The following is a 12,860-nucleotide window of genomic DNA, read 5'->3' as shown; positions in this document are numbered from 1 at the left end:
TAGCTTGCTCAGGTATTGGGCCCAAAAAATTCGCGGGCGGTTACCACATCTTTGGCGATTTGCGCTTTCAGTTCATCAAGCGAAGCAAACCGTTGTTCATTTCGTATTTTTTTACGTAGCACCACATCAATATGGTGCCCATATAAGTCCATTGCAACGTCCAGCAAATGGACCTCTAGCTGTTGGCGAATCCCCGCTACCGTAGGACGCGTGCCAATGTTGGCAACGCCTGGCAGGGGTTTATCGCCCAGGCCTGCGACTTCTACCGCAAACACCCCTTTTACCGGGGAAACCTGGCGACGCAGCGGTAAGTTCGCCGTTGGGAAACCAATGGTTCTCCCGAGTTCATCACCATGGACAACGCGCCCGGAGATGATAAACGGATGGCCCAGTAAACTTTCGGCAAGTATCAAATCGTCATCAGCCAGTGCCTGGCGAACAGCCGTGCTGCTGATTCGCACTCCACCTTCGCAGAAGGTTTGCGTACTGGTGACGTCAAAACCATATTCGAGACCAGCCTTCTGTAATAACAAGAAATCCCCCTGGCGACCAGCACCAAAGCGGAAATCATCACCTACCGCGAGGAATTTTACCCCGAGGCGGTCAACCAGAAGATCGCTGACAAAGTTTTGCGCGGTGAGTGCAGCAAAACGCCTGTCAAATCGCACACACAGCACGTAATCCACACCACACTCAGCCAGATAACGCAGCTTTTCGCGCAGGCGTGTGAGACGCGCTGGGGCTTTATCGCCTGCGAACAGCTCAAGCGGTTGCGGTTCAAAGATCATGACCATCACCGGCAGATTTCGCGCACGCCCTTGTGCACACAATCCTTTTAACAGGGACTTGTGGCCTCGATGCACGCCATCGAAATTCCCAATGGTGAGGACACACCCGTGGTGGTTCTGGCGTAAATTATGTATGCCGCGTATCAGCTTCATGGCTGGCTCAAAACAGTGGAAATCGGCGGATTATATCAATTACCACGGTGAAGGTTAACCGGCGATTGTCCCCTTTGGCATAAAGCATTAAGGTTTTCATCGAACTGGCGTCTGGTTTCTACGTAGATGCGCATCACTGGACGATTTTTGTTGCTTAAAGCTGTATTCATGACCGTTATGCTGGTAGAATCCGCGCCATCACAACGTAAGAGGCTCCGGAAATTTAACGGCGCTTATTTGCACAAATCCATTGACAAAAGAAGGCTAAGAGGGCATATTCCTCGGCCTTTGAATTGTCTACATAGATCATATTTGGGAGTTGGACCTTGGCTAATATCAAATCAGCTAAGAAACGTGCTGTACAGTCTGAAAAGGCTCGTAAGCACAACGCAAGCCGTCGCTCTATGATGCGTACTTTCATCAAGAAAGTATACGCAGCGATTGAAACTGGCGACAAAGCTGCTGCACAGAAAGCATTTAACGAAATGCAACCAATCGTGGATCGTCAGGCTAGCAAAGGTCTGATCCACAAAAACAAAGCTGCGCGTCATAAGGCTAACCTTGTAGCGCAAATCAACAAACTGGCTTAATCGCCAACTTGTTGTTAGCTTGAAAAAAACCGGCTTATGCCGGTTTTTTTATATCTGAAATTTGAGCCCTGCTTTAAGCCTCTTTGAATAACGCTGAGTAATCCCGGTTACACACACGCTGTACCGCTGGATGTTGAATCATGCGTTCTGCAAATATCGCGTGGTACTCTTCCATCACATTCTCAATGCGCCCAATTTCAACAATGTTCTCATCGTTATAGATATCCTGCCCGTATAGCGTTGGAGCCACAAAAATTGCATTGTGCGCCGCACCAAAGGCTTTCATCAAGGCGGCATCATCAAACTCACCGAGAATCTCCACCTTCAATCCTTGAGTGTTAATCCAGTTCAAAATCTTACGCCCTAACATCGAGCGGCGGCCTGGAATCAACAAGCGTCGGGTTTCAAGACAGGCGGGGAAAGGTAAATCTGGCACCGGGTTTTGGCTCCAGAAGCTAATGCCACATTCGCCGATTTTCACCGAGAACAGCCCTTCCTGCTGAGTTGAATCAATCGGGCAGTCAGAGATGATCATATCCAGTTTATGTTGGCTGAGTTGCTCAAGCAGCATTTCATGGGTCGATTCAAAACAGCGTAGGTGGATTTGCTCATCCTCTACGACAGCCGCATCAAGCACGCCGCTCACCAGGCGTTTTGATAGTGCGTCCGCAATACCGACATCAAACAACAGGCTGGACTCTTTGCGGTAGTTCACGATATCCAGCATTTCCTGACTTAAGGTAAACATACGGTCTGCATAGCGGAAAACAAGCTGGCCTAATTCAGAAGGTACCAGACCACGCCCCTGGCGGCGGAAGAGTTTACCTTGCAGGCGCTCTTCCAGCGCTTTGATCTGACCGGTGATGGTTTGCGGCGTTAAATAAAGCGCTTCTGCGGCCCCCACAACCGACCCTTCTTTGCAGACTTGCCAGAAGTAGTAGAGATGGTTGTAATTGATGTGTGACATACGTTTTTCACTCCCTGATAAACAGTCCATTAGCTAACGGCTCCCGAGGAGCCGTTAGTAGTAACATTAATTATGCTGTAACTGCGAGCTGAAGCGGCTTCTCAACATGCAGTAACCGACGACGGCTGAGAACAGTGACCCCAAGAGAATACCCAGTTTTGCCCAGGTAATCAGCGCAGGATCTGCACCGTCAAATGCCAGCGATGCAATGAAGATAGACATTGTGAAACCAATCCCGCAAAGCACGCCGACCGCCATGATTTCCTTACAGGTCGTCCCTTCAGGCAACGTTGCCAGCTTCAGCTTCAGTGCTGCCCAGCAGAACAGGCTAATACCCAGTGGCTTGCCGATAAACAGACCCGCCATTATCCCCATCGGTAGCAACGAAGTTAACCCGTCAAAAGTCACACCGCTTAATGAAACGCCCGCATTCGCAAAAGCAAACAACGGCAGAATCAAGAATGCGACCCAAGGATGCAGCACATGCTCCAGCTCTTTCGCCGGAGAGCGCCCATCTTTTTCTTTCAGTGGGATAAGGAAACCAATAATTACCCCTGCAAGTGTTGCGTGAACGCCCGATTTCAATACTGCGGTCCACAACACCACGCCAACCAGAATATACAAACCAGTACGGCGCACATTGCAGATATTCAGTAATGCCAGTACAGCGATAGCACCTGCGGCAACGGCCAGCGAAAGGATTGAAAGATCGCTGGTGTAGAACAGAGCGATAATTACGATCGCACCCAGGTCATCAATAATGGCCAAAGCCATCAAGAACACTTTAAGTGCGACAGGAACACGGTTGCCCAGCAATGCCAGAATACCCAGTGCGAAAGCGATATCGGTTGCTGCAGGAATCGCCCAGCCTTCACGAGTAATCGGGTCCTGGAAGTTGAACAGCAAATAGATTGCAGCAGGGACGACCATGCCACCCAATGCCGCAATAACCGGGAACGATGCCTGGCGCATGCTGGCAAGCGAACCACACACCATTTCGCGTTTTACTTCAAGGCCAATCATCAGGAAGAAGATTGCCATCAATGCATCGTTGACCCACAACAGTAGATTTTTACTGATATCCAGCGAACCAATACGCACCTCTACCGGTGTATTTAAAAACGACTGGTACAACTCACTGGTGGAGCTCAGGTTGGCAAGAACCATTGCCAGCACAGCGGCAAGGATTAAAAAGATGCCGCTGGAGGCATCATTATTGAAAAAGTATTTTAGTTTTTTTGTCATCTTTTCATCCCGGTTTTCAGACTGCCTTAAATCATTTAGGGCATTAATATGTATTAAGCATAGCCTGTCTAACACTTCGAGAAAAGTAGATTATATTGCATTAAAGACTCGAGAAAAACGAATCGAGTTACATAAAAAACTAATGAATGCCTGGCGCATAAAAAAAGCCTGAATCAAAAATATTCGATTCAGGCTTTTTCACTACCAATAAGGAAGTTAGGTTTAGCGGGTTAGATCGTCAAAGAATTTCTTCACGCCGTCAAAGAAGCTCTTTGAACGCGGACTATTCTTTTCACCACTAGGCCCACCAAAACTTTCCGCCAGATCGCGCAGCAATTGTTTCTGCTTTTCATTCAGGCTAACCGGGGTTTCTACAACAACGCGGCATAACAGGTCACCCTGAGCCCCGCCGCGTACGGATTTCACCCCTTTACCACGCATTCTGAACAATTTGCCAGTTTGCGTTTCACCAGGCACTTTCAGGTTTACACGACCATCCAGTGTTGGGACTTCAATCTCGCCACCCAATGCCGCCATCGCGAAGTTAATTGGCACTTCGCAATACAGGTTGTTGCCTTCACGCTCGAAGATCGGGTGCTGTTTAACCTGAACCTGAACGTACAGATCACCTGACGGTGCGCCATGCTCGCCCGCTTCACCTTCGCCTGCAAGACGAATACGGTCGCCGGTATCAACGCCTGCCGGGATTTTCACCGACAGAGTCTTAGTTTTCTCTACACGGCCATGCCCATGACAGGTGTTGCACGGATCTTTAATAATCGAACCGCGACCCTGGCAGTGTGGACAGCTTTGCTGCACGGTAAAGAAGCCCTGACGCATTTGCACCTGGCCTTGTCCATGACAAGTCGGGCAAGTTTGTGGCTTGGAGCCTGCTTTCGCGCCGCTACCGTGACAAACACCACACTCTTCAAGTGTTGGGATACGGATCTCTTTGGTGACGCCACGAACCGCTTCTTCCAGCGTTAAGTCCATGTTGTAACGCAAATCAGACCCGCGGGAAGCACGCTGACGGCGGCCACCACCGAAGATGTCACCGAATACGTCGCCAAAGATATCGCCAAAGTCAGCACCGCCACCGCCAAACCCGCCGTGACCGCCACCGCCCATCCCGCCCTGTTCAAACGCGGCATGACCATACTGGTCATAGGCTGCACGTTTTTGCTCGTCGGTCAGGATTTCGTAGGCTTCTTTGATTTCTTTAAATTTGCCTTCGGACTCTTTGTCACCCTGATTACGATCCGGGTGGAACTTCATTGCCAGGCGTTTATAGGCTTTCTTGATTTCACGCTCTTCCGCGTTTTTCGGAACGCCTAAAACCTCGTAATAGTCTCTCTTCGCCATCTTTTTTGTCTGCCCCTAACATGCGGGCACGGGCGCAGAGGAAAACCTCAACGCCCGTGCTTCTATTCACATCACACTTTAACTTACAAAAGGGCGATTATTTTTTGTCTTTAACTTCTTCGAACTCAGCGTCAACAACATCGTCGTCTTTGCCAGCAGAGTTGCCAGCGTCAGTCGCGTTGCCAGCTTGCTGTTCAGCGTGCTGTGCCTGAGCCAGCTCCATCAGTTTCTGAGAAACTTCCGCCAGCGCCTGCATTTTCGCTTCGATGTCAGCTTTGTCTTCGCCTTTCAGAGAAGTTTCCAGCGCACTCAATGCAGACTCGATTGCAGTTTTGTCGTCAGCTGGCAGTTTATCACCCGCTTCTTCAACCTGCTTGCGAGTGCTGTGCATCAGGTGGTCACCCTGGTTGCGAGTCTGAACCAGTTCTTCGAACTTACGGTCAGCCTCTGCGTTAGCTTCCGCATCGCGCACCATTTTCTGGATTTCTTCTTCATTGAGACCAGAAGAAGCCTTGATGGTGATCTTCTGCTCTTTACCGCTGTTTTTGTCTTTAGCGGAAACGTGCAGGATACCATCAGCATCGATATCGAAAGTTACTTCGATTTGTGGCATGCCACGTGGTGCTGGGCTGATACCATCCAGGTTGAACTGACCCAGAGATTTGTTATCAGCTGCACGTTTACGTTCACCCTGAATCACATGGATGGTCACCGCAGACTGGTTATCTTCAGCTGTGGAGAACACCTGGCTGTGCTTAGTCGGGATAGTGGTGTTTTTGTTGATCAGTGAAGTCATCACACCGCCCATGGTTTCGATACCCAGAGACAGCGGGGTAACGTCCAGCAGCAGTACGTCAGTCACGTCACCAGCAAGCACACCACCCTGAACAGCTGCACCGATTGCAACAGCTTCGTCCGGGTTAACGTCTTTACGTGGTTCTTTACCAAAGAACTCAGTAACTTTCTTCTGCACCATTGGCATACGAGTCTGACCACCAACCAGGATTACGTCCTGGATATCGGATACAGACAGGCCAGCATCTTGCAGTGCAACTTTCAGCGGCTCGATAGAACGGTTTACCAGGTCTTCGACCAGGGATTCCAGTTTCGCACGAGTCACTTTGATGTTCATGTGTTTTGGACCAGTCGCGTCTGCTGTGATGTACGGCAGGTTCACGTCGGTCTGCTGAGCTGAAGACAGCTCAATTTTCGCTTTTTCAGCAGCTTCTTTCAGACGCTGCATAGCCAGTGGATCGTTACGCAGATCGATACCTTGATCTTTCTTGAACTCTTCCACTAAGTAGTTGATCAGACGGCTATCGAAGTCTTCACCACCCAGATGGGTATCACCATTGGTTGCCAGAACTTCGAAGGTTTTCTCGCCATCAACTTCATCAATTTCGATGATAGAGATATCGAAAGTACCACCACCCAAGTCGTATACCGCGATAGTACGGTTGCCAACTTCTTTATCCAGACCGTAGGCCAGAGCCGCTGCGGTTGGTTCGTTGATGATACGTTTTACTTCCAGACCTGCGATACGGCCAGCATCTTTAGTTGCCTGACGCTGAGCATCGTTGAAGTACGCAGGAACGGTGATAACAGCTTCAGTTACTGGTTCGCCCAGGTAATCTTCAGCGGTTTTCTTCATTTTCTTCAGCACTTCAGCAGAGATCTGCGGAGGTGCCATTTTTTGGCCTTTAACGTCGATCCATGCATCACCGTTATCAGCGCCAATAATTTTGTACGGCATGATAGCTTCATCACGCTGCACTTCTTCATCCTGGAAGCGACGGCCAATCAGGCGTTTGATCGCGAACAATGTGTTCTGCGGGTTAGTCACTGCCTGACGTTTAGCCGGCTGACCAACCAGAATCTCACCATCTTGCGTATAAGCAATGATAGAAGGAGTGGTGCGGTCGCCCTCTGCGTTTTCCAGAACGCGAGCAGTAGTACCATCCATAATCGCTACACAAGAGTTGGTAGTACCCAAGTCGATGCCAATAATTTTACCCATCTAAACGTCTCCACTTAAAATTTGTTCGTCATATGGTCGTGAACCTGTTTTGCGGGCAAACAAGAGTCTTTCAACTGCCCAAACATGATTTTTTACAGGTCCATCAACTGCGGTTGCATACAAGATGGGGTCACTCGGCTCGCCATCAAGGGGCAAGGCAAAAAAAATTTTCATCTTCACACCTGTTTAGATCATGGACTCAGGCTCTCCACCTGATTATGATGCCGCGCCCCGCTGCCCTTTAGCAGTTGTGTGGCGACTACATATAATCATTTTCAGACGAATTTTAGAGGAACTATGGGCAACACTAAGTTGGCTAATCCAGCTCCCCTGGGCTTGATGGGCTTCGGCATGACCACCATTCTGCTCAACCTGCATAACACCGGCATCTTCCCTTTTGATGTCAACATCCTTGCAATGGGCATTTTCTACGGTGGTATCGCACAAATTTTTGCCGGCCTGTTGGAATTTAAGAAAGGTAATACTTTCGGCCTGACAGCTTTCACTTCTTATGGCTCTTTCTGGCTGACTCTGGTCGCCATTCTGATCATGCCTAAGATGGGTCTTGCAGATGCTGCGAACGCACACTTCCTCGGTGCATACCTCGGTCTGTGGGGCGTATTCACACTGTTCATGTTCTTCGGCACCCTGGCTTCAGCGCCACGTATGCTGCAGTTCGTGTTTGGTAGCCTGACCGTCCTGTTTGCCCTGCTGGCTATTGGCCACCTGGTAGATAACGAAAGCATCGTTCGCGTTGCGGGTTGGATTGGCCTGGTTTGTGGTGCAAGCGCCATTTATCTGGCAATGGGCGAAGTGCTCAATGAGCAGTTTGGCCGTACCGTGCTGCCAATTGGTGAAAAACACTAATTCCTGCACTCACGTGTAAGAAAACAAAAACGCGGAGGCTAGCCTCCGCGTTTTTTTATGAATGTTGCAGCGGCCTTTCAACCACCTTATCTTCATGCGTTATATCTTTGCGCAACCAAATCCCCAGTCCCAGCCCAACCATTGCCAGCGCCAGCACATACCAGGCAGGTCCCATTGGTGATATGGCAGATAACATCGTGACAAAGATTGGCGTCAAGCCACCAAAAATGGCATACGACATATTGTAAGAGAACGAAATGCCGCTAAAACGCACTTCCGCCGGGAACGCACGCACCATCACAAACGGCACAGCCCCCACAACACCAACGCTCAAACCAGCAAGCCCATAGAATAAGAAAAGATATTCAGGGTAAATTGCCGTCAGGTGATAGAACATCCAACTGCACACGGCTAATAACAAGCTGCCGAAAGTAAAGGTTTTGCTGGCACCGATACGGTCAATAATCAGACCAGCCAGAATACAACCAATGCACAACATCACGATGGCGATACTGTTCGCCTGAAGCGTCAGTGCGGGCGCAATACCCACCTGTTTTTGCAGCCAGGTTGGCGCCATCAAAATGACCACTACAATCCCCGCCGACAACAACCATGTCAGCAGCATCGAAATCACAACCGCTTTTTTATGGTTTGCGATGACCGATTTCAACGGCAACTCTTCTGCCAGCGCTTTGCGTTGTTGCATCTCAAGGAAAATTGGAGTTTCTTGCAACCAGCGGCGCAAATACATCGCCACCAGGCCGAAAATCCCACCGAGGAAGAACGGTATACGCCAGCCGCCATCGTGAATCGCTTGCTGGGTCATCGAGGTATTAATGATGGTAGCAACCACGGAACCCAACAAAATACCGGCAGTTAAACCAGCAGTTAAGGTGCCACATGCAATACCAATACGTTTATAGGGAACGTGCTCTGCGACAAATACCCATGCTCCGGGCACTTCACCACCGATTGCCGCGCCCTGAAGCACACGCATCAGAAGTAACAATATAGGTGCCGCGATACCGAGTGTTTCATAGGTTGGCAACATCCCGATCGCAAGCGTTGGCAGCGCCATCAGTAAAATGCTCAAGGTGAACATTTTTTTACGACCAACCAGGTCGCCGAAGTGCGCCATGATGATCCCACCCAGCGGACGAGCCAGATAGCCTGCGGCAAAGATACCAAATGTTTGTAGCTGACGAAGCCACTCGGGAATATCGGCCGGGAAGAAAAGCGCCCCAACAACGGTGGCAAAAAAGACGAAAATGATGAAGTCGTAGAATTCGAGCGCACCGCCCAAAGCGGCAAGGGTCAGGGTTTTGTAATCCTGACGATTCAGGGGCCTGGTGCGATGTGTTGAATTGAGTTGTTGTGCCATAAGAGCCTGCTTCCAGAGTAGAGTGTGGTTATTAGCTTCCATTTTGCTGTAAAGCAAATTCACTATAACGAACCACACTCCACATGCCAGAGTGACTACATCTTATACCGCAAACAACTTGGTTTTAGGAGTTTGTATCGCGAATGGCACTTTTAGGGCGAAAAGCTGCTACCACAGAGCTATCTGTTTCAATGTAAGGACCATCTAATAACTGTATACAATACGGTACACTTGCAAAAATCCCCGGCACTACCACCTTATTGTCAGCGCCTTTTACGCCTTCCAGAGTTTCCTGGATGGACTTCGGCTGCCCAGGTAAATTCAGAATGAGTGCCTGCTTGCGAATGACGCCCACCTGGCGCGAAAGAATCGCCGTCGGCACAAAATGCAGGCTTATCTGGCGCATCTGCTCGCCAAAACCAGGCATTACACGGTCGGCAACCGCAAGCGTTGCATCAGGAGTGACATCACGGCGTGCCGGGCCTGTACCACCGGTGGTTAACACCAAATGACACGCCATTTCATCCACCAGCTCACACAGCGCCTGTTCGATAAGCGGTTGTTCATCAGGAATTAAGCGCGTTTCAATTTGGAAAGGAGTCGTTATGGTGCGCTCCAGCCAGTCAACAAGCGCCGGAATGCCTTTATCTTGATATACACCGCTCGAAGCGCGGTCGGAGATGGAAACTAAGCCAATGCGTAAGGTATTCATATCATTCCCGGACAGTCAAAACTTAACGGAATGATACACGGTGGAGGGAGTAGCAGACAGAGGTGAAACACTAAAAAGCGTGGCAGGGCGGAGCCTGCCACACGTCATGATTACAGCAGGTCGCCGATCATTTTTTCCAGTTTTTCCTGGTCGATAGCAAACTTACGGATGCCGTCAGCCAGTTTATCAACTGCCATTGGATCCTGGTTGTGGCTCCACAGGAACTGGGATTCAGTCATACGCTCTGGGCGTGCTTTCACGTCACCAGTGTAAGACAGTTTACGCTCAACAGTACCTTCGCTTTCAGCCAGCTCTTTCAGCAAAGCAGGTGCGATGGTCAGACGGTCACAGCCAGCCAGTTCGATGATTTCGCCCAGGTTACGGAAGCTTGCGCCCATAACCACGGTTTCATAGCCGTGTTCTTTGTAGTACTGGTAGATTTCAGAAACAGAAACCACACCTGGATCTTCATGCGGTGCGTACTCTTTCTTATCGGTGTTCGTTTTGTACCAGTCGAGGATACGGCCTACGAATGGAGAGATCAGGAACACACCTGCTTCAGCACAAGCGCGAGCCTGAGCGAAGGAGAACAGCAGAGTCAGGTTACAGTTGATGCCTTCTTTTTCCAGCTGCTCAGCAGCACGGATGCCCTGCCAGGTAGAAGCCAGTTTGATCAGGATACGGTCGTTGCTGATACCCGCATCGTTGTACATTTTGATCAGACGTTTTGCTTTAGTGATGCTGGCATCGGTGTCATAAGACAGACGCGCATCAACTTCAGTAGAAATACGACCTGGGATCAGTTTCAGGATTTCCAGACCAATATTCACCGCCAGCTTGTCAGTCGCATCCACAACCTGTTGTGCATGATCGCTGCTCTGCTCACGCGCCCATGCAATCGCATCATCAATCAGTTTGCGATATTCAGGAATTTGCGCAGCGTTCAGGATCAGAGATGGGTTAGTGGTGGCATCTTGCGGTTGATACAGCTTCATTGCCGCAATATCCCCGGTGTCCGCAACTACTGTGGTTAGCTGACGCAGGGAGGTCAATTTATCCGTCATGATAGTGTTTCTCATTAGATGTAACTTGTTAGGGGGATGTAACCGGTCTGGCTTGATGATATCACGACGCAATTCAGGTGCAACCGCAGCAACACATCGGCAGGAACTGAACGCGAAACTGATAAATACCGTGTATTATTTGCCTGCAATCTAAAGGATCATGCGCGACCACCGCGCATTAGCTGTGCTCACAACGCATGCAAACGAGGGATGTTAATGGCAGATTTTTTTCTGTTTATCAATGAGATACTATGGGGTTCCATCCTCATTTATTTGTTAGTCGGCGCAGGCCTTTGGTTCACCTGGCGCTGTGGTTTTGTACAATTCCGCTATTTGACCCAGCTTCGAAGCATAATTCTGGCGAATAAAAATAAAGATCCTTCCGGAATATCCTCATTTCAGGCGCTCTGCACAAGTCTCGCTGCTCGTGTAGGTAGCGGTAATCTTTCTGGCGTGGCGCTTGCTCTTACACTCGGTGGACCTGGTGCTATTTTCTGGATGTGGGTCGTAGCCATGCTCGGAATGGCGACTTCTTTTGCCGAATGCACCCTCGCCCAGCTTTATAAAACGCGTGATAGCGAAGGCAATTATCGCGGTGGTCCGGCGTGGTATATGGAACGTGGGCTGGGAATGCGCTGGATGGGGGTGATGTTCTCCATCTTCCTGATGATAGCCTTTGGTTTGATCTTCAATGCGGTGCAAGCGAACTCCATCGCCAATGCCGTGAATAACGCTTTCGGAATTCCCAAAACCTGGGTTGGCATCGGGCTTGTTGTCTTAACAGCCGGTGTAATTTGGGGTGGAATGCGTGGCACCGCGCGCATCGCCCAATGGTTGGTTCCATTTATGGCACTTATCTGGGTGTTGATGAGCCTGGTCGTCATGGCAATGAATATCGAGCGTTTACCTGAAGTGGTTTCTCTGGTGTTCAAAAGCGCGTTCGGCTGGCAAGAAGCGGCATCAGGAGCCCTGGGATTCACAATTAGTCAGGCAATCACCACCGGTTTTCAGCGCGGCATGTTTTCTAACGAAGCTGGCATGGGTTCTTCACCTAACGCTGCAGCGGCTGCTGCGACATGGCCACCACATCCCGCATCACAAGGGTTGGTGCAAATGTTTGGTGTGTTGATTGATACAATAATCATCTGCTCAGCCACCGCCGGGATTATCCTGTTTTCGGGCATTCTGGATACGGCAAGCCCTGACATGAACGGCATAATGCTGGTACAACAAGCACTTAGTAGTGTAGTGGGGTCGTGGGGAACGGGATTCATCGCTCTCATTGTTATGCTATTTGCATTTACATCGATTGTCGCCAACTACGCTTACGCAGAAAACAACCTTCTGTTTTTACAACAAAAGAGCCCTTTTGCTACTGTGTTATTCCGTTGCCTGGCACTGGTAATGGTGATGTTTGGCACCCTTTCCCCATTGCCATTAGTCTGGCAAATGGCAGACGTAGCAATGGCGTTTATGGCTGTCACTAACCTCACGGCAATTCTGCTGCTTTCGCCTATCGCCCGCGATCTGAGTATCGATTACCTGCGGCAGTTAAAGTTAGGTGAAACCCCCGTTTTCGACCCGAATCGCTTTCCGGAAATTAAAAGCCAGCTGGCACCGGGCATCTGGGACAATCCGGAACCACCTGAAACCAGGCGCTAATCGCAACCATCGGCTAATACTTTCAGTAAATTTGCTACAGTAGTGGGCATTA

12 protein-coding genes are annotated in these 12,860 nt (G+C 49.8%); 3 read left to right on the top strand and 9 right to left on the bottom strand.

Annotation, left to right across the window (positions count from 1 at the left end; genetic code table 11):
• Positions 1–8: 8 nt before the first annotated feature.
• Complete coding sequence (gene ribF / locus LVQ77_RS12060; RefSeq protein WP_232864607.1) at positions 9–941, bottom strand: bifunctional riboflavin kinase/FAD synthetase; 933 nt, start codon at positions 939–941, stop codon at positions 9–11.
• A gap of 326 nt (positions 942–1,267) precedes the next feature.
• Here ribF and rpsT point away from each other — a divergent pair, with 326 nt between their 5' ends.
• A complete protein-coding gene (rpsT, locus tag LVQ77_RS12055) occupies positions 1,268–1,531 on the top strand; it encodes a 30S ribosomal protein S20 (protein ID WP_034459390.1) in 264 nt (87 codons plus the stop codon).
• Positions 1,532–1,604: 73 nt separating this feature from the next.
• Here rpsT and nhaR read toward each other — a convergent pair whose 3' ends face one another.
• The 5 genes from nhaR to LVQ77_RS12030 all read right to left on the bottom strand — a co-directional run bounded on the left by nhaR (position 1,605) and on the right by LVQ77_RS12030 (position 7,296).
• Entirely contained in the window at positions 1,605–2,498 is an 894-nt protein-coding gene (gene nhaR, locus LVQ77_RS12050; RefSeq protein ID WP_232864608.1) for a transcriptional activator NhaR, read from the bottom strand.
• Between the two features lie 66 nt (positions 2,499–2,564).
• Positions 2,565–3,743, bottom strand: a complete 1,179-nt coding sequence (gene nhaA / locus LVQ77_RS12045) for a Na+/H+ antiporter NhaA (protein ID WP_232864609.1) — start codon at positions 3,741–3,743, stop codon at positions 2,565–2,567.
• 222 nt (positions 3,744–3,965) lie between these two features.
• Entirely contained in the window at positions 3,966–5,105 is a 1,140-nt protein-coding gene (dnaJ, locus tag LVQ77_RS12040) for a molecular chaperone DnaJ (RefSeq protein WP_151993103.1), read from the bottom strand.
• Positions 5,106–5,202: 97 nt separating this feature from the next.
• On the bottom strand, positions 5,203–7,122 hold the full coding sequence (dnaK, locus tag LVQ77_RS12035; RefSeq protein WP_232904531.1) for a molecular chaperone DnaK: 1,920 nt from the start codon (positions 7,120–7,122) through the stop codon (positions 5,203–5,205).
• Positions 7,123–7,296, bottom strand: coding sequence for a hypothetical protein (locus LVQ77_RS12030; RefSeq protein WP_232904530.1), 174 nt, complete (start codon positions 7,294–7,296; stop codon positions 7,123–7,125).
• Between the two features lie 123 nt (positions 7,297–7,419).
• On the opposite strand from LVQ77_RS12030, the gene satP reads away from it, so the two are divergent.
• Complete coding sequence (gene satP, locus LVQ77_RS12025; RefSeq protein ID WP_151993101.1) at positions 7,420–7,989, top strand: acetate uptake transporter; 570 nt, start codon at positions 7,420–7,422, stop codon at positions 7,987–7,989.
• A 55-nt stretch (positions 7,990–8,044) separates the two neighbouring features.
• Here satP and LVQ77_RS12020 read toward each other — a convergent pair whose 3' ends face one another.
• From LVQ77_RS12020 to tal, 3 genes are all read right to left on the bottom strand, one after another.
• Complete coding sequence (locus LVQ77_RS12020) at positions 8,045–9,370, bottom strand: MFS transporter (RefSeq protein WP_232904529.1); 1,326 nt, start codon at positions 9,368–9,370, stop codon at positions 8,045–8,047.
• A 124-nt stretch (positions 9,371–9,494) separates the two neighbouring features.
• A complete protein-coding gene (mog, locus tag LVQ77_RS12015) occupies positions 9,495–10,082 on the bottom strand; it encodes a molybdopterin adenylyltransferase (protein ID WP_232904528.1) in 588 nt (195 codons plus the stop codon).
• A 110-nt stretch (positions 10,083–10,192) separates the two neighbouring features.
• Positions 10,193–11,146 carry a transaldolase gene (gene tal, locus LVQ77_RS12010; RefSeq protein WP_232864612.1) on the bottom strand — a complete coding sequence of 318 codons (954 nt, stop codon included), beginning with the start codon at positions 11,144–11,146 and terminating at the stop codon, positions 10,193–10,195.
• A gap of 216 nt (positions 11,147–11,362) precedes the next feature.
• On the opposite strand from tal, the gene LVQ77_RS12005 reads away from it, so the two are divergent.
• Positions 11,363–12,808: an alanine/glycine:cation symporter family protein gene (locus LVQ77_RS12005; protein WP_232864613.1), complete on the top strand. Its 1,446-nt coding sequence runs from the start codon at positions 11,363–11,365 to the stop codon at positions 12,806–12,808.
• The last annotated feature ends 52 nt before the right edge of the window (positions 12,809–12,860 follow it).

Origin of the sequence: Buttiauxella cochleicola, assembly GCF_021282435.1 — a bacterium.
In the GTDB taxonomy this organism is placed as follows: domain Bacteria; phylum Pseudomonadota; class Gammaproteobacteria; order Enterobacterales; family Enterobacteriaceae; genus Buttiauxella; species Buttiauxella massiliensis.
This window is presented reverse-complemented; position numbering and strand designations above follow the sequence as displayed.